The organism is Massilia frigida (assembly GCF_011682175.1).
Lineage (GTDB): Bacteria > Pseudomonadota > Gammaproteobacteria > Burkholderiales > Burkholderiaceae_D > Telluria_A > Telluria_A frigida.
The window spans coordinates 473,663-496,146 of the sequence record NZ_WHJG01000001.1 but is presented as its reverse complement, the minus strand read 5'-3'; the positions used below and the strand labels follow the sequence as shown (position 1 = coordinate 496,146).

The window sequence follows — 22,484 nt, the reverse complement described above, 5'->3', positions numbered from 1 at the left end:
CGGCTGTATCGCCGCCACGGCACCCATGAACAATTTCACTCCGAGATCAAGACCGATCTCGACATGGAACGTTTGCCGTCGGGTAAGTTCGACAGCAACGACGCGATCATGCATCTGGCGATGTTCGTCTATAACTGCCTGCGCTTGCTCGGCCAGCTTGGTTTGACGGGGGAGATCTCGCCGGTCAGGCATCCCGCGAAACGTCGTCGTTTGAAAACGGTGCTGCAGGAAATCACATACCGGGCGGCCAAATACGTCGAGCATGCGCGCCGACTGGTGCTCGACTTCGGGCGCACGGCTAAGATGCACGCCGACATCTTCTGCGCCCTGCAAGCGCGCCTGTCGCGTCTGGGGGCGGCGTGACCGGCAGGCGGCGGCAGACGGAACGATTGACTGGGCAAATTCATGATTCTGGCATGCCGGACGGAGAGCGCATGGGCTGATACAGCAAAACTGGCCTGAAACCGTGCCTGGCATCATTCATAGGCGGCCGACTAAGCCGCAACAGCCGTGAACAGCGGCATGGTCGGACGTGAAATCCGCAAAAATTGACGGCTTTGCGGACGGAAAAGCGACGGTCAAATTGGGGACACGGAATCAGGGATTAGAATGGAAAGAATTTCCCTGTGAATTGTGTTGACAGTGGGATAAGATGTGCTGGGTGGCAACTGAAATTTGCTAGTCCAATATTTACTCAATGAGATCGGCCTCGTTTCTTCCCAAGCAAAAGGGTTTCAGCATGTTTCAGACGAAATTCGGTTCTTTCAATGGGAGCACCTGGGAGGGCCTTTGCCAACAGGTATTCAAGAAAAAGTACCAAGCCGAAGACTACCAGCCGATGCCGGCATCTCCAGGCGACTTTGGACTCGAAGGATTTACCTTAAATTCTGGCTGGGGATTTCAATGCTACTGTCCGGACAAGCACTATGAGCGAAAAGAGCTCTATGAGAAGCAACGCGACAAAATCACTGAAGATCTCGGGAAGCTTGGGAAGTTTCAGGTCGAACTCCAACAACGGCTTGGTGCTACCAAAATTGGACATTGGGTCTTCGTAACACCAGAGTTCGACAAGAACGACTTGATTGCCCACGCACGCAAGAAGGAGGTCGACGTTCGTGGGTGGAACCTCCCGATCTTGACGGATGACTTTCGGGTGCTACTTTACGATGGCGATAGCTATTCCGTCGAAATCAACGAAATTCGTTCGGCGGCTGGAGAAGCACTTGTATTCGACGACGTTTCGCCGGTACTCGCCGAACTTAGAGGCGAGCGCGAAGAGTACGAAAAGAATATTCTTCGTAAGTCCCAGGCACGTCTTTCGGAAAAAAGTACGTCAGCAAAATTCGACAATCGACTGCAACAACTTCAGCAACGCACACTAGAAAATTTTCTCGGAGCGGACGGGCATTTTCGTCGAATCGCCGATACCGCGCCCATGATCTACGTGCGCCTTGTTCGTCTGATAAACGAGTTTGAAAATCACGTCGCAGAAACTTCGACGACCTGGACAGGATCCCCGGAAGCACTAACTAATCAAATTCGTGAGGGACTCCAGCGTCGAATCGTAATCGACCTCGCGCCGGAATTTGACGAGACTAGCGCTAGCAAGGTCGCTCGTTACATGGTGGCGCGCTGGCTCGCGATCTGTGAGCTTGACTATGACTGAAGTATCCACGGGCCTCAAATTTCGGCGCCAGCCATCGCCCGTTCTTGCTGAGCATCGGCCTATTTATAAAATTTGCCAGATCCTCTTGGTGCTGCATATTTCTTCGCGGGGCTCGCGCTCAAGACTGCCGAGATTGCATCTTTTCAATTGGGCTCTTCGATCACCTGAACGCATCGAACAGCTTACACGCGCAGCAGCAGAAAAGGTGCTTCGAGTTAGGGCCTGGGGCTTCGACCCAGCTCTGGCAATTGCCGTGCGGTTTGCAATCGCTGAGGGACTAGTTCATGAGGCATCTAATGCATATGAGCTTACCGACAGCGGGATGAGCCTTGTGAAAGACATTCTGACGAACCGGGATATTTTCTTGAGCGACAAGAACGCTTTGAACGCCATCGGAAAGGGAATTACCGAGGGCATGGTCGACAACGTTGCAAAGGGCTGGGAGGCCGAATGATCATCCGGGCAATTAAGTTGAGAGTAGTAACGGAACGTGGTGACTTTGGATTTTCATTTAAATTCGCGAGAAATCTAACGATAGTCCGAGCCAGCAACTCGAGCGGGAAGAGTACGCTTTTCAATAGCGTGCTCTACGCCCTAGGCATGGAAGAGATCATTGGTGGAAAGGGAGAAAAGACGCTGCCGTACGCGGTGAAAGACTATTTCGAATATGACGGAACGCGGATCAGTGTCGCTGCGTCAGAAGTGTTTATTGAGATCGAGAACTCCCAGGGTAAGGTCGTCACCTTGCGGCGAGCTATTCACGATTCTGTCCGTGACTCCAAACTTATTGAGGTGTTTTCCAGTTCTTATCTGACGAATGGTGAAGAACTAGGTTTAGCAATGCCGACGTATCTGCATGATGCTGGCGGCGCGAAGAAGCAAGAGGGTTTTCATCGGTTTCTAGAAACGTTCCTGGGACTTCATCTTCCTCAGGTGCCTACAACGAGCGGCGGCGAAGCCAAGTTATACTTGCAGACCGTGTTTGCGGCGCTGGCCGTCGAGCAGAAACGTGGTTGGACAGACTACGTAGCTAACGTCCCGTTCTATGGCATTCGAGATGCGCGGACTCGCGTCGTCGAATTCCTGCTTGGCCTCAGTGTATTCGAAACCAATTCGAAGCGAAATCGTCTTAATTCTGAGTCCGTCGAGATTGACAGCCAGTGGAGGCAAGCCCACGATGAGCTTCGGCGCGAAACAGCTTCCAAAGGGGTATCCACTGAGGGAGTTCCGAATCAACCAACGCCACTGTTTGAGCCATCACAGGTTTTCCTAAAGCGGCATACGGGCCCAACCTCCGTACTCCTTGACGAATACATAGCGCAGCTCCGTATCGAGTACAGTTCATTGAGAAGCCGGAGTGAGAAAGTTGAGAAGGCGTTGGGCGTCGATGCGTTGAAGGAGATCAACGCAGCAACAGAACAACTTCAAGAGCTAAGCGTCGTGCACGAGCGAACCACTTCCATGCTCGGAATGAATCGTTCATCGCTACGAGAGTATGAGACCTTGCTTGCTGAAACACAGGAAGATTTGGAGCGAAACAAGACAGCAGCCAAGCTGAGAGACCTTGGTGCAAACCATGGCGTCGAAATTGCAACTGGCCACTGCCCCACATGCCATCAACACGTTGAAGATACTTTGCTCAGCGAGTCCGTCACTGGACCACAGATGGACTTGGCAACCAATATCAGCTACCTGGAAAGCCAAAGTCGAATGCTGCAGCGACAGGTGGTCGGGCTTCGGGAGACTATTCTTGAGTCCGAGGCGCGTAGAACGGATTTGTCATCGCGCCTTGCAGCTAAACACGACTTTGTGAATTCAATGCGCGGAGACATAAGTTCCGGCGCCACAGAATCAAAAGCGATGGTCCGGCGACAAGTTCAAATCGAAGTAGAAGTCGAAGGGTTGCAAGCCCTACCTGGATTGGTTAGAAAGATCCTGGAGCGCTTACGCGCCTTAGCTGCGCGGCTCGCTGAAAATCAGGCGGCACGGAAGCTTTTACCCAAAAGCGCGTATACACAGGACGATCTCGACAGAATTTCCATGTTCCAAAAGCAGTTTCGAGCAAACGCTGGATCGTTTGGGTATGAAAGTGCGCCAATTTCTGAGGTTGAAATCAGTCTCGATACGCTAGTACCTTGCTTGGCACAACTCGAGTTGCGGGCGATTCGAACAGACATAAAGTCAGACTCGAGCGCTAGTGACTTTGTACGGCTAATCTGGAGCTATCTGCTAGCCTTGCAGCAGACGTCTTCGGTTCCGAGTTTGTTTGGCAACCATCCTGGGATTTTGCTTCTTGACGAGCCGGGACAGCATTCAATGGCCGTGGATAGCCAGCATGCCCTCTTGCAGCAGTTGGCGTCGCAAACTTCGTTGCAGAGCATCGTTGCGGCTTCGTTTGACGAGGCAGAGGCAGTCTTCATCGAAGCAACACAAGGCGTGAAATTCCAGCTTATTCAATGGCATGGCAAGCTATTACGACCGCTGATGTAATGTGTACTAGCTCACACTCGACCTGAAAGGACATGTCAGGGCAAATCAAGCTCAGACCGCACTTCTGACTGACAGCGTTCGGCCAAGAGTTTTCTGGGTAGGTCAAGTACGCTGGATATGCGTCATGCGGATTCAGGCGATCATAATTTTAATCCGGCGTAAACCAAGAAAAATATGAGCGGTAATCGTTTAGATAAAATTGACCTCGCGGCACTTGGTCCAATGACGACAGCGGAAGCTATCGCATTCCTCAATGGAGAAGACATAGACGTTCTCAGGGCCCAGCAACAAGAACGCGACGAGATCGCTGAGGAAGCGGATCGCTACAAACTTGTCAGCCCCCCCGAATGGCCGAGTCTTGAGTTCAATTGGGATCTCAGCGCAAGTGCACAACGATTCGCGCTGGATGGATGTAAGCCGGAGAGCTTCGCAACGTCGTTTTCCAACGGGCTTCGCCTCGGATGGGTATCGCTAAAAGAGTTCGACGCGAAGTTAAGTCGTATAAACCGACGTGCACTCGTAGAGCTTTGGGATGTGGGCGACAAAGAAAAGCTGGCGATGGCCATCGCGTATATCAGCAGAGGAAAGCCAATCACGCCGCCGTTAGTACATCCCATCCCTGCGGAGAAGCAGGTTTGCTTTGGTGGTGGCAACCATCGCTACACAGTTGCAAAATTTAGCGGTCAGATCGACCTGCCCATTTATGCTGACCCAGGGGAAGCGGAAAGAATCGCCGCCATTGTGACTGTCCGTTGGGCCTGACCAGTCATCGCAACCATTCCTGCTGCCGACGTCTGCTTTGAGTCGGCAACTGCTGATCATCGGACACGATCCGTCAGATCACGTCTGAGTTAACACATGCAATGATTGGGTAGATCAATTTTTCGGTGCTGCCTCTTCTAGCGTAAGCGTCTGCTCAGTGCCACCTTGAGTCAGACGTAGCAATACCAGGGCAGAAACTCGTCGACACGATTGACGGGTGTGATCAGCGATGTGGGCTTTAGCACATGGTTCAACCAGGCTTCGGCATCGACAGCATTCAGCTTGGCTGTCCCGATCAGCGAGTAGATGGTGGCAGCGAGTTCTCCGCCCGTGTCGGCGCCAGCAAATGGATAGTTGCGGCGGCCGATGGCACCCCCATGCGAACAGGGAATATGGGAGAAGTCGTAAGCGTCTGCCCATGGGCGTGTTGATGCCGGTGGCGAATTAGTAGATGATGGCGTCACACCGCTGGGAAGCGGCGTGTTGTTCAGGCAGGGGCCAGCTGCCCGGCGCAATGCCAGGGCAGTAACTCGTCAACTCGATTAACGGGATGATCGGCGATGTGGGCTAGCACATGGCGCAATCAGGCTTCGGGGTCGACCCCGTTGAGCTTGGCCGTGCCGATCAGCGAGTAGATGGCGGCGGCGCGTTCGCCGCCCGCGTCCGCGTCCGCAAACAGATAGTTACGGCGGCCGATAGCGACGTTACGCAGGGCACGCTCGGCGGCGGAGTTGTCGATTTTGATGGCGCCGTCATCGCAGTAGCGCGTCAGTGCCGGCCCCAGATTGAGCGAGTACAGGATGGCTGCCGATGTATCGGACTTGCGCGACAGCTTATCAAGCGCGGCGTGTAGCCAGCGTTCAAGGTCGTCGAGCAGGGGCCGGGCCCTAGTCTGCGGGACCTGTCGCCGAAGATCGGGCGGCTTGCCGCAGATATCTTTCGCGTAGTATTTTTAATGCAAATTTGCTACGAATTGATTATTATCACAACAGCAAGGTGAAATTTTACTTGTTCGTTTGAACTTTCTACAACTTATATCTTAGGGGATGCTATGTTAAAAACAGTCTTGCTTGGGATTTTCTGCGTGGCGTTAGCGCCGTCTGTAATGGCACAGGAAGCCAGAAAAGTCGCAGTGCTCGAAGTTGTAAAGGATCGAACCGGCGACCGGCACGCGAACAAATTCACTCTTCAGTGTGAAAGCGCGGGCCAGAGTTGGAGCACGGGAATGCTTCCAAAACGGACGCGCAAGACTTACGTAAGATCGCTAGAAGGCTCCCTACACGTGGGCGCGGCCCCTATTCCCCCAAGCATAAGCAGTATGACCCAAGGCACTAAGGTAAAAGATTACATCACCCTCAGTGCAGGTCAAAAACACAACTTCGGTACGTCAAGGCTGCTGAGCGTCGTCTGTACGGGCCCGTCAAAAGTCTATGTGCACGTGGAGTGGGACGGCAATTCCGACATGAGCAAGATCTTGGATGCAATTGCCTCTAGCGGCGAATAGCATCCAACGGGATTAGGCGCATGCCCTTATACACAAGTCTGACCTGACTGACCGAAGCGCACTAAAAAACTGTTTACATTCGACGACTTGCTGTGGCCGACCAATAGAGTTCGCCACAAACTGATAAAGTCCGCCACAACAAGCGAGATCGCCAAGTGCCCTGCGCTATGTGACTTGTCCTGTTAGCAACAAGCCTGTAGACTGAGCCGTACCGACCGGCCGCTTCGGAGACAAAACCGTCATTGGTCTGTACTCGCCGGTCGCGAACAGCTTCTTGGTACTGAGCGCAAGCGGCCTTGAATCGACTAGAGCGCCAACCTGTTCGCGATCTATGACGTGCTGGTCCCAGCGATGCGCGACAGGTTCAGGACGGAGAAGTCGTGCATTGACGACGGATCTATTGCAGCAGTGCAACCAGGTAAATACAGCTCCGATCACGGGACTTTCAAGCGGTTGAACTGCGCCTCAATCGTTTCAATCTCCTTAAGCTTGACTTTCGCTACTTTCGCGAAATCCCTCCACTTCCCTAGGGCGGTGAAAACTTCGTCTATTACTCGTTTAGCGGTGCCAATTCCAAATCGATTCGCTTCTGCTAAGAGGTCCTCAACTGTGAAGTCCTTAAATTTGCCGTTTACCGACATTAAATGTTGATTTGTCCATTCACCGAGCGGATTGTGCGCGAATGTCACATCGTAAGCTGGTGCCAGGCACCACTTACTGCCCTTGCGGAGCAAGAAGGAAAGGTTCTTGGTGTGATCGTCGCAGTTTCTCGCCATCACGTTAAAAACCATCCTGCGAAAGCCTTCCTCAAGATCTTCGTATGGCAAGTCCAAGTCTTTTATGGTCATGAAAAATTGCGAATACGCGTGAGTTCCTTTTTTCTTATAGTCCAAGTGACTTAGTGCGCACAACGTTTGCATGTGATGTCGAACATTGCCGGATCCCCGGTCGAAGCGCTTTGTCATAAAGTGAGCTCGGCCATTTTCTTTTAGTAGCCGGCAATCTGTCATGTGAATGCCAGCATCGCGAGCCATCAAATGGTATGCATACTCTATGCGCCCGTAATCTTGGGATGGACCGAGTTCGTTGTCCGTTCCCATTCCATCGAATTTCAACAACCAGTGTTCAAAATCGTCCGGTACGTCCATTTGACCAGCTCGAATTTCTTCTGTGTTCGGATTCAAAGCGATAACTGCTTTTGCACGAGCCCCGCCTGCGGAGGTACCGACTTCGATAATACTTCGTAGGGCCGCATTTGCGTGATCTTCATCGTCGAAGTGGCCGGTTACGGCATTACGAGCAACTTGAACTAATTCGCTAAGAACGATGGCGGTTGCCTTGCTTGTTGCTGGTCCCCGCGAAGGGCGAAATTGCAGCGCACCCATAGCTCTGGTGCCCATGTATGCGAGTCTATCTAGTGCTGTTACGTTCGAGGCTGAAATACCTTTATCCGCCATATACCGATCAATAAGTGCGTTACCAAAGTCATCAGGCAACGCATCGCTTAGCAGTGCTGGAAGACGCTTGTATGTTAACTCTGGCAAATCAGTAAATAGATAGACTTCGTTGGAAACCGGCATTTTGAGCGGAGATGGCTCGATTCCCATTGCTTCAAACTTTGGCGTATAGCCAAATGCGTAGTATCCATACGCTGGATCTAAAGCCACTGCGCCAATCATTTCGTCCCATAAATACACTTCGACTCGCTCGACATGTTTATATGATGCGGTTTTCTTTTTTACTTGTTTGGTCGCCAATTAGTTCTTTCAAATGGATTCAATTTCAATGGTAACGTGTCTGGTTTGATGCGAGCCTAAGCTTTCGATATCAAAATCGTAGATTCTATATTGATAATTGGGACAGGAGAATTAATATCAAGATGTATGTCGCACTGAATTGGGAGGTAACTTTAGTATTTTCGGGCGTGCGCGTTGCCGCAGCTCAGGCCCCCTCACGACAGTTAGTGGGTTGATAGTGGCCACTGGCGCTACAGATCCAAGCCATTCCTCGCGACCGTAAGCCCTTAGAACGGAGACGAGCGTCTTTAGTGTGGATCCATGTCCACCTTCGAGATTCTTCAAAGCCTTGAGACTAACGCCAGCGCGTTCAGCGACCGTTTTTTGGTCAATGTTGCGACTTAGGCGAAGACTCCTAAGGTTCTCGCCCAAGGTCGCTTCCATCTCTTCTGTTGTTTGATTTTTCATAACTGCCTCCAAATATTCAACTTTTCATAAAGGGTAGATTTCGACCTCTTACACAGGAAAATTGCCATTAAGAGGCCCTATAAGGCCCACTATAGCACAACATCATCCCGAATCAAGTTTGTGATATAGGAGCTCTTTTTGGGGCTACTATACATGAAATTGACAGTTTAGGGGCGCAATTACGCCTATTGTGTGATGTTTCCATCAGACTTGAGGTCTCATATCGCGAAAAAAACGCTTTGGAATATTTCAATTATGCAATAAAATAAGCTTAAACTTACTTCTTTGCTTATCCGTTGCTATCACATGACCCCAAACGAAATCGTTTCAATTCGGAAGGCGCTCGGCCTCAAACAAGCAGATTTTGCTCGACTATTCGATGCGCATGTGATGACAATCAGCAAGTGGGAGCGCGGGGTAGCAGTGCCGACGCCTTACCAGGCTGCACTAATGGGACAGTTTCGCCAGAAGGCAGCGGCAGCGGAAGAGCAAGCTCGAACCGAAGTGAAAAATCTTCTAATCACCGCCGGCGTACTGGCGGCCCTCATGTGGTTGCTTTCTCAGTCGAAAAAATAGGCAAGACCATGATGACATCGATGTTTCAGTTCCCCCTGCATGTGGGATCTGTTGTCGAGCTTATCCATGCTCGCAGGCTCCGTATGCGCTGGCGCGCCCATGGACGCAAGGCAGGCGTTGACGGCTTCCAGCCCGGCACGCAACACATCGGCCTGATCCTCACCGTCTTTAGTGAGTTCAGCCAGCATACCGAGTGCGATCGCAAGTCCCATGTCGTGTCCTGTTTTGTGTATCCGATAAATGTTGCAGAGTAACATGTTGCGGGCCTGCACCAAGAAGCCGGATTGCTGCCAGCCGCTGGCTGCACATCGTCGTTACCCGCGCCACTATCTTGTCCTGGAGCAGGCATTTTTAGTCGTGCCGGGCTCGCTTGGGCTTACCATACGGAGACTGGGTTGGCTTTCAACAGGAGCGGTCAATGGCAGATTTGTACGACACCGACGTGGTGGCCTGGGCATACCAGCAGGCCGCTTTATTGCGGGCGCGGCAGTGGTCGGCGCTCGACTTTGAGAATATCGCTGAAGAAATCGAAGGCGTGGCCAAGGCTGAAAAGCGCGAGCTGGGGCGGCGCATGTCGGCCTTGTTTGCGCAATTGCTGGAATGGAAGCTGCATCCTGAGCGGCGCGACAGTGGATTGCTAAGGAGTATAGGCGACCAGCGCGTGAGCATCGGGCGCGTCTTGCGCAAGATGCCCAGTTTGCAGTCGGCCTTGATCGACATCGATTGGCTCGACGATGCCTGGAAGGATGCTCTGGGCATTGCGGGCGGAAACATGGAACTGGAGGGATTCCCGCGAAGGTGCCCGTGGACGCTGGTCCAGGTGCTCGCTGAGCATTTTTTGCCGGATTAAGGCTTCCAGACTGCATTTGCCTCATCAATAGAGCGCGGCGCGGCATCGTCGACCGGGCCAGTCGCGCCATCGACGGGAGTGTCATCCCGTCGACAGCCGCCTTAGCGCTTGGTCTGGAAAAAGCGCATCATTTCCCGGCTGGCATCCGGACCCTTGCCATCGGTATAGCTGCCGCGCGCGCTGCCGCCCGACCAGGCATGGCCGGCGCCGTGGATCAGCCACTGTTCCGCCTGCGGCGTGCCATCGGCGCGCTGGTGCACGGTGCGCGTGTAGGCGTGCCCGTCCGGCACCCGGCCCGGCTCGGTGACAATTTCCTTCGACTCGTGATGCGCGCCGCGCTTGATCAATTCGTCGCCATTGACCGGATGCACGGTCGTATCCTTGTCGCCATGGAACACGATGATGGGAATCGACTTGCCGCTGGCCTTTTGCGGCCCGACATTGCCCTTCATCGCCGCCAGCGCCGACGGCAAATCGTGGGCCGAGGCGAACGGCAGCCCCGAATGCACGCCCACGGCCGCGTACAGCTCCGGATACAGGGTGCCCATGATGGTCGCCATCGCCCCGCCGGCCGACAGCCCGGCCACATACACCTGGCTCCGGTCGACCGCGTGGTTGTGCATCACCGCTTCGGTAATGCCGGCAATAATCGATGGCTCGCCCTGGCCGCGTTGCTGATCGACCGCGCTGAACCAGTTCCAGCAGCGCGAGGAATTGGCTTGCACCGATTGCGCCGGATACACGACCATGCACTGCATTTCCTCGGCCAGCGCGTTCATCTGCGTGCCCGTGGCGAAGTCGTCCGGGTCTTGGGTGCAGCCGTGCAACATGACCACCAGCGGCATCGGCTGTCCGTTATAGCTGCTCGGCTCGTACAACTTGTAGGTCCGGGTGCCGGCCGCATTCGTGAAGCTGCCATCGGTAAATTTGCCGGGCAGGGCCTCGGCCGGGGTAGCCGAGGTGCCGCCGTGCATGCCGGGCAGGTCGACATGGGGCATCTTGAACGCGGCATGCCCGCTCGTTCCCGCACGGTCGAGCTTGGCCAGCAGGTCGGGCATCAGCTTGTTGAATGCCGCGGTTGCTTCCTGCACCGTATTCTTGACGTATTGCTCTTGCGCCGACGCGGCTGCGGCCTGTGGCTGCGCCCCAGCTTGCGCCCCCGCTTGCGCCCCCGCGCCAGGTGGCAGCACGCTCTCGCGCGCAGCCGTCCTGGCGTGTTCCGGCGCCGCATTCAGGTCGCGCATCGCCGGGGCGGCCTCGCGCGCTGCCGATGGCGCCGCCGCTTGCTTCGCAGCCGCCGCCTTGTGGGGCGTCAAGACCTTGAGGGCTTCATGAATGGCGCTGGTCGCGGCCTTCGGTCCCTGGCTCATCAGGGTCTTGGTTGCCGCTCGCATGTTCGCGAACAGTTTCTCATTGAGTTTCATTGGCTTTCCTTATGTAAGCGCATCACAGGATGCGGCCCGCCAGTGCTGTCTTGATCACGCTGCTCGCATGCAGGGCGCCAAGCACAAAGATGGATTCGATGGTTGCCAGCGCCAGCTCCACCGAGACGTCGCTGGCAATGCTGGCCATGCCCAGTACCTGGATCTGCAAGCGTTCGCCCGCTTCCAGCGCCGCTTCGAGGTCGGCGCGGGAATAGTGATGCATTCCCAGCACCAGGCTCTTGCGTGCCACCGTTTGCCGCACCACGTCGGCATGGGTGTTCAACTGGTTCCGGATCGCCGTGCGTATCAGGTCGGTGCGGTTCGAATAAAACCCTTCGCTGACCAGCAGGTCGATCTGGCCCAGGTCGATCAGACCCAGGTTGATGGTGATTTTTTCCGATTCGGCGGGTTTGGTTTTCAGGTCCCGGGCATGCATAAGTCTCCAATAACATCTTCGTGGCATCCGTACGCCATCTGTATGGATGGTAGTCTACCCTTCTTGGGTCCTCCGTCAAGCGCGATTCGTCCGAATGCGATAATGGCGTTTTTATGTATCAATCCCGTCACAGCGGAGGAACGATGGCAAGCATCACAGGAATCGACCATGTGCAGGTGGCCATGCCGGTCGGCGGCGAAGCGCAGGCGCGCGCTTTTTACAGCGGCGTGCTGGGCCTGCCCGAAGTGCCCAAGCCGGCGCATCTGGCCGTGCGCGGCGGAGCCTGGTTCCAGTGCGGCGCCGCCCAGCTGCACCTGGGGGCCGACAGCGCCTTCCAGTGCGCCCGCAAAGCCCATCCAGCCCTCATCGTTGATGGTTTCGCCGCCTTTGTCGGTGCGTTGGCTGACGCTGGCGTCCCGGTGCAGGTGGAAGACATGGTGGCCGGCCTGCAGCGCGCCACCGTCGACGATCCCTTCGGGAACAAGGTCGAGCTCATCGAGCAACGTTAAAAGAAGGCATAATCCGAGCATGAGTCCCGACCTGCAACCCGGCTTCCGTTTCGAGTGGAGCTATACCGTCCCGGCGCGCGCCACCGTGCCGCAGCTGTACCACGACACCGATTTCTGCCGCGACATGCCCGACGTGCTCGCCACCGGCTACATGGTCGGCATGATGGAACTGGCCTGCCTGCACGGCATGATGCCGTTCATGGACTGGCCGCGCGAACAAAGCGTGGGCACCATGGTGCACTTTTCGCATTTTGCGCCGACCCCGCCCGGCATGACGCTGGCAGTCAAAGGCGAAGTGCTCGAAGTCGAGGGCCGGCGCGTGCGCTTCCGGGTCGAGGCCTGGGATGGCGTCGAGCGCATCTGCGAAGGCACCCACGAGCGTCACGTGATCGATCCGGTCCGCTTCAATGCCAAAGTGGCCGCCAAGGCCGCCGCCGGCGCGGGGGCCGCATGAATCCCGAACTGCAGACGCCGGTGCCGTCCCCCTGCATCAGCCTGTGCGAGATGGCGCCCGATACCGCGTCCGCCAAGGGCCTGTGCCGGGGCTGCCTGCGCACCCTCGATGAAATCGTCGCCTGGGGCAATGCCCCGGATGCGTACAAACGCGCGGTCTGGGCCGAGATCCGCCGCCGCGAAGCCGAACTGGACTTTGACTAAATGAACTTTTACCAGCCGCAGCAAGCGGTCACCGGCCCGGCCTACGGGACCGGCTTCAAGGTCTTCGCCACCGTCGTCACCCTGGTGCTGGTGCTGTACGGCGCCAGCGTGGCGTGGCGCTTTCCGCTGATGTCGTTCGGCCTCGGCGTCAAGGCGCTGCTGCTGGGTGCCGGCGTGATGCTGGGCGTGAGCTATTACTGGTTCCTGCGCGCCACCATCACCATCGACGCCACCGGCATCCGCCAGACCTGGCTGTACGACAAGCAAATTGAATGGCGCGACGTGCGCGGCGCCAAGATGATCGGCATTCCCTACGCTTCCTGGTTGTTCCCGCCGCGCATGGTTGTGCGCACTGGCAATGCCTTTATGACCTTCAATGGCGGCTCGCAAGCCGTCCTGATCGAGTTCGCCAAGATCTCGCTCGCGTTCCAGATGAAAAAATGAGTTCCCCATGAATGCAATATTCAATCCCGACCCGGCGCGGCTGCCGGCGTCGATGCAGGTGTTCGAGCGCGGCTGGTTGTCGTCCAATAATGTGCTGTTTACCGGACCCGGCGACACCACCCTGATCGACAGCGGCTACAAGACCCACGTGCCGCAGACGCTGGCGCTGGTCGGCCACGCGCTCGGCGAGCGGCCGCTGGCACGCGTCATCAATACCCACCTGCATTCGGACCACTGCGGCGGCAACGCGGCGCTGAAGGCGCGCTACGGCTGCCGCATCGGCATTCCGGTGGCGGAAGCGGCCAGCGTTGCCGCCTGGGACGAGGACGCGCTCAGCTTCAAGGCCACCGGCCAGCAGTGCGACCCGTTTGGCGCCGACTTCACGGTGTCCCCCGGCGACGAGCTGGAACTGGGCGGCAAGCTGTGGCAAGCGCTGGGCGCGCCTGGGCACCATCCGCATTCGCTGATCTTCTTTTGCCCCAGCGAAGGCATCGTGGTGTCGGCCGACGCCCTGTGGCGCAACGGCTTCGGCGTGATTTTTCCCGAGCTCGACGGCGAATCGGGCTTCCTCGAAGCGCGCGCCACGCTCGACCTGATCGACAGCCTCGACGCCCGCCTCGTCATTCCCGGCCACGGCGCCATGTTCACCGACGTCCAGCAGGCGCTGAAGCGGGCGTTTACGCGCCTGAACTTCCTCGAAGCCGATCCGCTGCGCAATGCCGAAAACGCGGTCAAGGTCATCCTCAAGTTCCTGCTGCTCGAACGCCAGCGCATCGGCCTGGCTGACGTGGCGGGCATGTTCGCCACCATTCCCGTGCTCGAAGGCGTGCGCCGGCGTGCGCTGCAGCGTTTCGACACGTCCGCCCAGATGGCCGACTGGGCCGTGCAATCGCTGGTGCGGGCTGGCGCGGCCAAGCGCGACGGCGAGGACCTGGTCAACAGCGACCTGTAAACACGGCGCGGCGGATTTTCAAGCACGATCGTTCTTTTTTCGCACTATAATGGGCGATAATTGCTTCCATCCACTTTTTTCGATTGCGAGACCGACATGGCATTGCCCGCCGCGCTGCAAAACCTTACCCTTCCCGTCATTGGATCGCCGATGTTCATCGCCAGCGGGCCCGCGCTGGTGGCGGCGCAGTGCAAGGCGGGGATCGTCGGTTCCTTCCCGGCGCTCAACGCCCGTCCGGCCGAGCTGCTCGACACCTGGCTGACCGATCTCAAGAAAGAGTTGTCCGACTATCAAGCCGCCAACCCGGGCGCCAAGGTCGGGCCGATTGCCGTCAACCAGATCGTGCACCAGTCCAATGACCGTCTGGAACACGACGTGGCGATGTGCGTCAAGCACCAGGTGCCGATCATCATCTCCTCGCTGCGCGCGCCGCCGAAAGAAATGCTGGACGCCATCCACAGCTACGGCGGCATCGTGCTGCACGATGTGGTATCGATCCGGCATGCCGAAAAGGCGCTGGAAGCCGGGGTGGATGGCTTGATCCTGGTGGCTGCTGGCGCTGGCGGGCATGCCGGGCCATTGTCGCCGTTCGCGCTGGTGGGCGAAGTGCGTAAATTCTTCCATGGCCCGCTGGCCCTGTCGGGCTCGATCGCCACCGGCGACGCGATCCTGGCGGCGCAAGCGATGGGGGCCGATTTTGCGTATATCGGCTCGCGCTGGCTGGCGACCAAGGAATCGAACGTGACCGATGAGTACCGCGACGCGATCGTGGAATCGGCGGCGGCGGACATTATTTACACTAACCTGTTCACCGGCGTGCACGGTAACTACCTGAAAAAATCGATTCTCAATGCCGGTCTCGATCCGGATGCCTTGCCGGAATCGGACAAGTCGAAGATGAGTTTCGGTTCGGGCAGCGCCAAGGCCTGGCGCGATATCTGGGGCGCAGGGCAGGGCGTGGGGATGATGAATGACGTGCCGACGGTGGCTGAGATGGTGGCGCGGTTGAAGCAGGAATACGACGCTGCGCGCGCGCGGTTGGCACTGTAACCGCCCCGTCGGTCTTGCCACTGGTAGAAACGACTTCCGGCGCAAGACAACCGACCTAAAAACCGTCGTCCCCGCGAAGGCGGGGACCCAAGTTCGTGCTGACGCCCATGGCTTATCGACGAAACTTGGGTTGCCGTGGGGGCGCCTGGTCCGGCGCGGGAAGTCGTTTCTGGCAGTGCCAGAAACGACGAGTTTACTGAAGTTTGACCTTCCAGTTATCCTGCACGCACTTGACATAGTTATCCGCAATCAGCGCGCTGTACGGCGTCTGGTAGCTGACCAGCTGGCACTGGTTCTGCCCGCCTTCATTCCAGTTCTTCTCCCAGTAAATGCTGTACGACGCCGAACTCGACGGCCCGAAGCGTTGCATCGTGGCGCACGATAACTGTTCCGCACCGACATTCCAGCCCAGCTCACCCGCAAACTGCTTGTAGTAGTTGATGCGGTTCTGCGCCGCCGCCTTTTCCGTCCCCTGGCCACACTCGGCATTGATGATCATGATCGTGGTGGCGAAGTTATTGCCAGCCCCCGCCGCGCGGTCGGCCGCGTTCGGTACCCAGGTGCCGTCGATCACATGCAGCATCGATGGCTTGGGCGGCTGCGGATACGCAAAGAAAAACGTCGCCGATGCCAGGTTCAGCCACGTCGACGCCACCCGGTCCGGCTCGCGCAGCAGCACCGATTGGTCGCCCTTGAACATGATCTGCGAGAACGGCCCGTAGTTGTAGTTGTACGATAGCTGCTTGGCCCCGCGTCCGAAATATTTCTTGAAGCTGCCGTCCGCATTTTTCCCGCACGTCCAGACCGCGTTGAACACGGGATCGGCGCACTCGGCGTTGTAGCCGCAGCCGGCGCCGGTTTCGTCGCAGCCCAGCTCGCGCAGGTATGTCAAGCCCTGGCGCCATTCGGGAATCGTGCTGCTCGCATTATGCTCGCCGGTTTCTTGCGCGAAGTGCGCGAACATGGTCGCCAGCGAATGCCGGCAGATGCCGTCGGCATCGCGCCCGTCGCTGTAGTTGTCGCAGATGGCAGGGAACTTGGCCACCGCCTGCAGGAAACGTTGGTAGGTATAGCTCGGCTCGCGCACCGCGAAGAAATGGTCCCATTTGGTCGCCGGCAGCAGCCGCTCGACCCGCTTCACATTGATTGGATTGTCGCTGCGCCCCGGCACGACCTGCTCGACAGCCGCGTTGTCCAGCGTGCGGATCGACGCCTTGACGCTGCGGAAGAAGGCATTGTCGGTCAGCTGCGCTTCGCGTGCCTCGGCCTGCGCCTTGGTCGGAACGCCACCCGGGGTAGGCGTCGGAGTAGGCGTCGGCGTCGGTGTCGGAGTGGGTGTTGGAGTCGGCGTCACCGCACTCAATTCCCACGGTCCCCACTGTTCCGCGCCCGGCACATTACCTTGCGTCCACCACTTGGCCTTGTACACCTTGCCCTGATAACTCGCGCACATTCCGACTGTAAACACCGCGCTCGGGCTCCACACCGGGCACGTGGCACTCGCCTTGACCATCGAACGCGTCGCGCTCTCCGACCCCGTGGACTCGCCGCCGCCGTCGCCGCTGCTGCCGCCGCAGCCGGCCAGCATGCCCGCCAGCAGTCCTGCTGCCAGCATCGATAATTGTTGTTTCATATTCATACTCCAGGAAAATGGATACCGGGCAGAAAAAACCCGGCAACGCGCACTGGCGTTCCCGGGTCCTTTACCTTGAAAGATCAGATCGTTACGGGAGTGCGACCGGCAGTTCCGGATACTCGTCCGCCAGCGCGTAGCGCTTGCCGCCGACCGTGATCACGTAGGCCGACGGCCCAGAGATCGGCAGCTGGTAGTTCAGCGTCAGCGACACCGATGCGCCCGGCGCCAGCGCTTGCCAGGCTGGAATCGTGAACTGCGCACGGTTGAAGGTCGCCTTGAAGCCGCCAATGTTGTTCGGCCCGTTATACCCGGCCGCAATCACTTTCAGCCCATACCCCGACTGGTCGCTCATGTTGGCCGGCGCCGCCACCGGATACGAGAACTCGATCACGCTGCCGCCCGGAATGGTGGTGGCCGATTTGTTGGTCACCGTCATCACCGGGTTGATCGGATAGTTGCTGTCGCCCAGTTTCCAGCCACCCACTTCAATGCTGACCTTCGCGCTGCTGGCAGGCACGGCCGTTTCAGCACGCTTGTTGCCGTACGGCCCCGCCGTCTTGAAGGTGTTGAAGGTGTTGGTGGTCAGGGTGTTGCCCATGACGTACTGGCCCTTGCCGCCGTTCTTGCTGGCATCCCACGCGTAATCGCCCGCCATCTCCCAGATCATGATGCCGCCGACGTTGTTGTCGACGATGTAGCGCGCCTTGGCAGCCATCGATTGCGCCGTCTCGGTCGAGAGGAACACTTTCGTGGTCGGGTTCCACAGCCACGGCGCGGCCATGGTCGCGCTGTAGTTCGGCTGGTAGGTGCCGCGCAGGGTCTTGTCGGTCACCTTGTAGGCGTCGAGATAGTCCGGCAGGATCGCTTTTTCCAGGTTCAGCGCGTGCCACAGCGGATTGCCGCCGCCGGGGATCGGCTGGCCGTTGACGTCGAGGTCGTGCCACAGGTTGTCGATGCCGACCGCGCCTTCGCCGCAAGTCTTGACGCCGGCGCAGGTCACGGTCGAGCTGACCAGCGCGGTGGTGCCCCACAGGCCGTTGGTGCCGCCGTTCACGTTCTTCCAGCCGCGCGTGTAGTAAGGCACGCCCAGGTTGATGCGCCCGGCTTGCAGCGCGCCGCGGTAGTAGCGGTAGGACCAGTCGACGTTCAGGTAGCCAATGTTGGCGAACTGGTAGGCGTTGCCGGCGCGCAGTTCGGCATCGTTGCCGTCATCGAACAGGGCCGCGTTGGGACCGACGTACTGGTTCCAGCCGCCGTGCAGGTCGTAGCTCATCAGGCTGGCGTAGTCGAGATACTTCAGGCTGGAGAGGTTTTCTTCGCCGCGCAAAATCCAGGCCGAAGCGGAGCCGGCGATGGTCAGCATGTAGTATTTCTTGTCGGCTACCGCTGCGGTGTCGAGCTTGGTGCGTACCCGTTCCAGCAGCACGTTGTAGCTCTTCATCAGCCCGGCCAGGCGTGGTTTCGACATGCCGAAATCGAGCGGGTTGCCGGCCTCGTTGTTGGTGGTCGGGTGCTCGTAGTCGATGTCGATGCCGTCGAAGAAGCGGTACTGGCGCAGGAACGCCACCATCGAGTCGGCCAGGGTGTCGATGCCGGCGCTGTTGAGCGAGCCGTCGGCGTTGGTGCTGGCCGTGTAGAAGCCGCCGCTACCCGCCCAGCCGCCGACCGACAGCATGATCTTCACGTCGGGGTGCTTGCGCTTGTATTGCGCCAGCAGGTTGAAGTGGCCTTTGTACGGCAGGGCCGGGTCCATCGCGGCGGCCGGATTGTCGGGCCAGGTCAGGCCGGTGTCCGGGTTGGCGGGGCCGCTGCCGAGCAGCAGCTTGGACGTGGCGGGGTCGACCGCGGCGAAGGCGTAGTTCACGTGGGTGATATTGTCCCACGGGATGTTGTTGACGAGGTAGGAAGGCGTGCCATCCTTGCCCGTGCGCCAGCTGGTGAAGTAGCCGACGATGCGGCGATTCAGCCCGTGCGCGAGCACTTCGCGGCCATTGGCATCGTACACGCCGCAGTACGGCACGTTGGTGACCTTGGAGGTCAGGCCGTCAGGACGGCAGGCGACCGTTGGCGTCGGTGTTGGCGTCGGCGTCGGCGTTGGTGTCGGCGTCGGCGTCGGCGTTGGTGTCGGAGTCGGCGTCGGTGTCGGGGTAGGCGTCGGTGTCGTCGACAGCGCCCATGGTCCCCATTCCTCGGTGCCGGGCACGTTGTTCTGTGTCCACCACTTCGCCGTGTAGGTTTTGCCCAGGTGGCTGACGCAAGCGCCAACCGTGTACACCTGGGTGGCGGACCATGCGCTGCACACCACCACTTGCGCCAGCTGGCGCTTCGATTCGCCGCCTTTGCCGGACGTGGCGTCAGGCGCGCTGCCGCCTCCGCAGGCTACCAGGGCGCTGCCGAGAAGGGCGCCCATCAAACGATTGATAGTCATTCTTATTATCTCCGTTATTCATTGTGTTCCCCCTCAGAAATCGTGATTGGGGGGATAGTTACTGTAGAAGTCGTTCGGCCATCGGAAATTGGTCGCCGACAGCGTCACCGAAATATCGAGCCCTTCCACGTAGTGCCACCAGCCGACCGGCAGGAACAGGATTTCGCCCGGTTCCAGCACGCATTCGAGGACCTGCACCTCGGCCATGGAGGGAAAGCGCGCCAGGTCGATGTTGCGGGCGTCCACCTCGGTGAAGCAGTGCCGGTGGTTGTAGACCCTTGGCGTATCGCACGGCGCCATCAGCTTGATCTTCTTGCGCCCGATGATCTGGGCCATGAAGTTATTGGTCAGGTCATGGTGGAACGGGGTGACCGTGCCAGCCGGGCCGAACCAGAAAAAGCCGCGCCGCGCCGGATCGTCGGTCAGGTACTCGGGCAGGGTGCCTACATCGTCGAACAATTCCTTCAACGCCTCGCGGTTGAGCGAATCGTTGTTGGCGGTCATGTAGAAGTCATTGGTGCGCCCGCTGGTGCGGACCATCTCCACATACTCGCCGAAAGGCATCTTGCGCTTGTGGGCAATGCTGTTGAGCTCATATTGCGGATCGGCTTCGCGTCCGAACTGCACCTCGACCACGCGCTCGCCGAAGCGTTGCGCAAAATAGTCGAGATGCCATTTCTGGCGTGCCGGGAAATGCTCCAGCATGCCGGTGATGATCACCGGCCGGTTGGTGCGGTAATACTCTTGCAGGAAGTCCTCGCCGGAGAGCCGCTCGCGTCGTTCAATCCCCTCCTCGTACAGCCGGTTCAACTGCGACTGGATATTCAGCACCCAGTCGCGCTTGTTGACCCGGTTGGCCAGCCTGCGCGCGGCCTGCAGATACGGGCTGCGCAGTGCCGCGTCGATTTCGGTCCGGGCATGCGCCGGGGACACGTTCGATTTGACCAGGATGGCGGCAATTGCCTCGGGGGAGGTACCGAGCATCAGGTTTTCGCCGATCCAGCGGCGCCAGTCGTCGTTGACCTGCAGGGTCGGTTGCACGTTCGATTGAATTTTCAAGAGGTTTCTCCAGGAGGTTGCGGGCATGGAGCTGCCGGCCGCCTGGTGACAGGCCGCCGGCACCTCCGCTTAGCCGCTTAGCGGCCCTTCCATACTGCGCTGGTCAGGGCACCGTTGGCGTCGCCGTCGAGTTCCCATGAGAACGCGCCACGCAGGCCCTGGTCACGCATGTACTGCATCTTCACACCGATGGTGGCCGGATCGTCGTAGCTCCACCATTCGCTGTTGGTCGTCAGCAGGTACAACTGCTTGGTCACAGGATGGGTCCAGCGGGTGCCGGCCTTGTTCATGAGAACCTTGTAGTCGTCGATGCCGGCTTCGTACTGGCCGGCTGCCGCACCGCTTGCTGCCTGGTACAAACCGTCGCCGCGCGGGCCGGGGCTCACGCCTTTCCAGCCACGGCCGTAGAACGGCACGCCCAGCAGGATTTTGTTCTTCGGCATGCCGGCTGCGACCAGGGTCTTGATCGCGTCGTCGGTGTTGTACTTGACCAGGTTGCCGGTCGCCGGGTCGGCGGGATCACGGTACAGCGGCGCGTGGAAGTTGGTAGTGTTTTCCCATCCGCCGTGGAAGTCATACGTCATCACGTTGACCCAGTCCATGTACTGACTATACAGCGCAGGTTCAGTCTGGGCAATCTTCTCGCCGCCGGCGCCGATGGCGGCCGTCAGTGGATAACGTTTGCCGTCGAGCTTGCCCTGGGCGTCGAGCTGGGCCCGGAACTCGGCCATCAGCAAGGTGAAGTTGCGCTTGTCGTTGACCGTGTCGACCGTGTTGTACGGCTGACCGCCACCGCCCGGGTATTCCCAGTCGATATCGATGCCGTCGAACACGCCCTTGGCCGCGCCCGGACCGCCACGTCCATCCTGCACCGGCAAGTCACCGGCGATGAATTGCTTGATGCACGACCTGGCCAGCTGCTTGCGCAAGGCGTCGGTCTTGGCAGCCGCCGAGAAGTAGCGCGACCAGCTCCAGCCGCCCAGCGAAATGAACACTTTCAGGTTCGGGTGGGCCTGTTTCAGCAGTTTGAGCTGGGCGAAGTTGCCGGTCAGCTTGGCATCCCATGGGATGACCTTGCCGTCGACCGTGCGCGCAGGGGAACGCTGGTAATCGGCGTAGGCGTCGCCACCGGTGCCGGCGTCGGCTGGTGGGGGCGTGGTGTTGCCGGTTTCGGCCTTGGTCACCATGTCGCACTCGTAGCCGCCGTTTTTGGCGTACACATTGCCGAAGGCGTAGTTGATGAAGGTCAGCTGGTCGGCCACGCTGGTCGGCACGCCGTTCACTGGTGTCTTGGTGGTATGGATGTCGGCCACTTCGTAGCTGCGGCCGTACACGCCCCATTGGGCGAAGTAGGAACCGATTTCACGTCCGCCGACCGGGGTGGGGGTCGGTGTTGGTGGCGTTGGCGTCGGCGGAGTAGGCGTCGGCGGGGTCGGCGTTGGGGTTGGTGGCGTCGGGGTCGGTGTCGGCGTCGGGGTATCGGTCGTCAGCGCCCATGGGCCCCACTCTTCAGTGCCCGGAACATTGTTCTGGGTCCACCACTTGGCTTTGTACACCTTGCCTTGGTAGACCACGCAATTACCGACGGTATAGACCGTGGCCGCATTCCAGGTGGGGCAGGTGACGACGGCAGCTGCCGTTTTGGTCATGCTGCCTTGAATGTCGGATTTCTCGCCGCCGCTGCCGCCGCATGCGGCGAGCATGCCGCCGATGAGGGCGACCAACAGGCTGCTTTTAGTTGTGTATTCCATGTTGTCTCCTTGGTCGATTGGTGTCCGTTTTACGATCTTCTGCAATCGGAACTGCGCCGATCAATCGGAAAAACGGTGAGCTAGAG

At 58.5% G+C, this 22,484-nt stretch carries 21 protein-coding genes and 3 pseudogenes; 13 read left to right on the top strand and 11 right to left on the bottom strand.

The window, feature by feature from the left end:
• From F2P44_RS02305 to F2P44_RS02285, 5 genes and pseudogenes are all read left to right on the top strand, one after another.
• A pseudogene (locus F2P44_RS02305) lies at positions 1-363 on the top strand (IS1380 family transposase); the annotation flags it as partial.
• Between the two features lie 376 nt (positions 364-739).
• Positions 740-1,666, top strand: a complete 927-nt coding sequence (locus F2P44_RS02300) for a hypothetical protein (RefSeq protein ID WP_167084613.1) — start codon at positions 740-742, stop codon at positions 1,664-1,666.
• On the top strand, positions 1,659-2,120 hold the full coding sequence (locus tag F2P44_RS02295) for a hypothetical protein (protein WP_167084611.1): 462 nt from the start codon (positions 1,659-1,661) through the stop codon (positions 2,118-2,120). The genes F2P44_RS02300 and F2P44_RS02295 overlap by 8 nt, the downstream gene beginning before the upstream one ends.
• Before the next feature lie 146 nt (positions 2,121-2,266).
• Complete coding sequence (locus F2P44_RS02290) at positions 2,267-4,156, top strand: hypothetical protein (protein ID WP_167084609.1); 1,890 nt, start codon at positions 2,267-2,269, stop codon at positions 4,154-4,156.
• Positions 4,157-4,330: 174 nt separating this feature from the next.
• On the top strand, positions 4,331-4,918 hold the full coding sequence (locus F2P44_RS02285; RefSeq protein ID WP_167084607.1) for a hypothetical protein: 588 nt from the start codon (positions 4,331-4,333) through the stop codon (positions 4,916-4,918).
• Between the two features lie 170 nt (positions 4,919-5,088).
• On the opposite strand, the pseudogene F2P44_RS02280 reads toward F2P44_RS02285, so the two are convergent.
• The 4 genes and pseudogenes from F2P44_RS02280 to F2P44_RS36515 form a co-directional block, all read right to left on the bottom strand.
• Positions 5,089-5,295: pseudogene (locus F2P44_RS02280) on the bottom strand (transposase domain-containing protein); the annotation flags it as partial.
• Positions 5,296-5,405: 110 nt separating this feature from the next.
• A pseudogene (locus tag F2P44_RS02275) lies at positions 5,406-5,855 on the bottom strand (IS66 family transposase); the annotation flags it as partial.
• A gap of 1,001 nt (positions 5,856-6,856) precedes the next feature.
• Positions 6,857-8,179 carry a type II toxin-antitoxin system HipA family toxin gene (locus F2P44_RS02270; protein ID WP_229423324.1) on the bottom strand — a complete coding sequence of 441 codons (1,323 nt, stop codon included), beginning with the start codon at positions 8,177-8,179 and terminating at the stop codon, positions 6,857-6,859.
• A gap of 117 nt (positions 8,180-8,296) precedes the next feature.
• Positions 8,297-8,602 carry a helix-turn-helix domain-containing protein gene (locus tag F2P44_RS36515; RefSeq protein ID WP_167084692.1) on the bottom strand — a complete coding sequence of 102 codons (306 nt, stop codon included), beginning with the start codon at positions 8,600-8,602 and terminating at the stop codon, positions 8,297-8,299.
• A 330-nt stretch (positions 8,603-8,932) separates the two neighbouring features.
• On the opposite strand from F2P44_RS36515, the gene F2P44_RS02260 reads away from it, so the two are divergent.
• Positions 8,933-9,202, top strand: coding sequence for a helix-turn-helix domain-containing protein (locus F2P44_RS02260; RefSeq protein ID WP_167084605.1), 270 nt, complete (start codon positions 8,933-8,935; stop codon positions 9,200-9,202).
• Here the strand turns inward: F2P44_RS02260 and F2P44_RS02255 are convergent.
• Positions 9,187-9,414 (bottom strand): putative DNA-mimic protein, encoded by a 228-nt coding sequence (locus F2P44_RS02255; protein WP_167084603.1) that lies wholly within the window; start codon positions 9,412-9,414, stop codon positions 9,187-9,189. The genes F2P44_RS02260 and F2P44_RS02255 overlap by 16 nt on opposite strands.
• A gap of 206 nt (positions 9,415-9,620) precedes the next feature.
• On the opposite strand from F2P44_RS02255, the gene F2P44_RS02250 reads away from it, so the two are divergent.
• Positions 9,621-10,052, top strand: coding sequence for a DUF29 domain-containing protein (locus tag F2P44_RS02250; protein ID WP_167084601.1), 432 nt, complete (start codon positions 9,621-9,623; stop codon positions 10,050-10,052).
• Positions 10,053-10,153: 101 nt separating this feature from the next.
• Here the strand turns inward: F2P44_RS02250 and F2P44_RS02245 are convergent, their stop codons facing one another.
• Positions 10,154-11,476, bottom strand: a complete 1,323-nt coding sequence (locus tag F2P44_RS02245) for an extracellular catalytic domain type 1 short-chain-length polyhydroxyalkanoate depolymerase (RefSeq protein ID WP_229423323.1) — start codon at positions 11,474-11,476, stop codon at positions 10,154-10,156.
• A gap of 22 nt (positions 11,477-11,498) precedes the next feature.
• On the bottom strand, positions 11,499-11,912 hold the full coding sequence (locus F2P44_RS02240; RefSeq protein WP_167084599.1) for a ribbon-helix-helix domain-containing protein: 414 nt from the start codon (positions 11,910-11,912) through the stop codon (positions 11,499-11,501).
• A 143-nt stretch (positions 11,913-12,055) separates the two neighbouring features.
• Here F2P44_RS02240 and F2P44_RS02235 point away from each other — a divergent pair, with 143 nt between their 5' ends.
• From F2P44_RS02235 to F2P44_RS02210, 6 genes are all read left to right on the top strand, one after another.
• Positions 12,056-12,421, top strand: a complete 366-nt coding sequence (locus F2P44_RS02235) for a VOC family protein (RefSeq protein WP_167084597.1) — start codon at positions 12,056-12,058, stop codon at positions 12,419-12,421.
• Positions 12,422-12,440: 19 nt separating this feature from the next.
• Entirely contained in the window at positions 12,441-12,875 is a 435-nt protein-coding gene (locus tag F2P44_RS02230; protein ID WP_167084595.1) for a thioesterase family protein, read from the top strand.
• Positions 12,872-13,078: a DUF1289 domain-containing protein gene (locus tag F2P44_RS02225; RefSeq protein WP_167084593.1), complete on the top strand. Its 207-nt coding sequence runs from the start codon at positions 12,872-12,874 to the stop codon at positions 13,076-13,078. Before F2P44_RS02230 ends, F2P44_RS02225 begins: the two co-directional genes overlap by 4 nt.
• Positions 13,079-13,522 carry a hypothetical protein gene (locus F2P44_RS02220; RefSeq protein ID WP_167084591.1) on the top strand — a complete coding sequence of 148 codons (444 nt, stop codon included), beginning with the start codon at positions 13,079-13,081 and terminating at the stop codon, positions 13,520-13,522.
• Positions 13,523-13,529: 7 nt separating this feature from the next.
• The gene (locus tag F2P44_RS02215; protein WP_229423322.1) at positions 13,530-14,474 is read left to right on the top strand and encodes an MBL fold metallo-hydrolase; all 945 of its coding nucleotides are present in this window, start codon (positions 13,530-13,532) and stop codon (positions 14,472-14,474) included.
• Positions 14,475-14,570: 96 nt separating this feature from the next.
• Positions 14,571-15,524 carry an NAD(P)H-dependent flavin oxidoreductase gene (locus F2P44_RS02210; protein ID WP_167084589.1) on the top strand — a complete coding sequence of 318 codons (954 nt, stop codon included), beginning with the start codon at positions 14,571-14,573 and terminating at the stop codon, positions 15,522-15,524.
• A gap of 193 nt (positions 15,525-15,717) precedes the next feature.
• Here the strand turns inward: F2P44_RS02210 and F2P44_RS02205 are convergent, their stop codons facing one another.
• From F2P44_RS02205 to F2P44_RS02190, 4 genes are all read right to left on the bottom strand, one after another.
• A complete protein-coding gene (locus F2P44_RS02205; protein WP_187363205.1) occupies positions 15,718-17,157 on the bottom strand; it encodes a glycoside hydrolase family 19 protein in 1,440 nt (479 codons plus the stop codon).
• Between the two features lie 91 nt (positions 17,158-17,248).
• Positions 17,249-19,588 (bottom strand): chitinase C-terminal domain-containing protein, encoded by a 2,340-nt coding sequence (locus tag F2P44_RS02200; protein ID WP_167084587.1) that lies wholly within the window; start codon positions 19,586-19,588, stop codon positions 17,249-17,251.
• 33 nt (positions 19,589-19,621) lie between these two features.
• A complete protein-coding gene (locus tag F2P44_RS02195) occupies positions 19,622-20,647 on the bottom strand; it encodes a cupin-like domain-containing protein (protein WP_167084585.1) in 1,026 nt (341 codons plus the stop codon).
• Between the two features lie 77 nt (positions 20,648-20,724).
• Positions 20,725-22,398, bottom strand: a complete 1,674-nt coding sequence (locus tag F2P44_RS02190) for a glycosyl hydrolase family 18 protein (protein WP_167084583.1) — start codon at positions 22,396-22,398, stop codon at positions 20,725-20,727.
• Positions 22,399-22,484 lie beyond the last annotated feature (86 nt).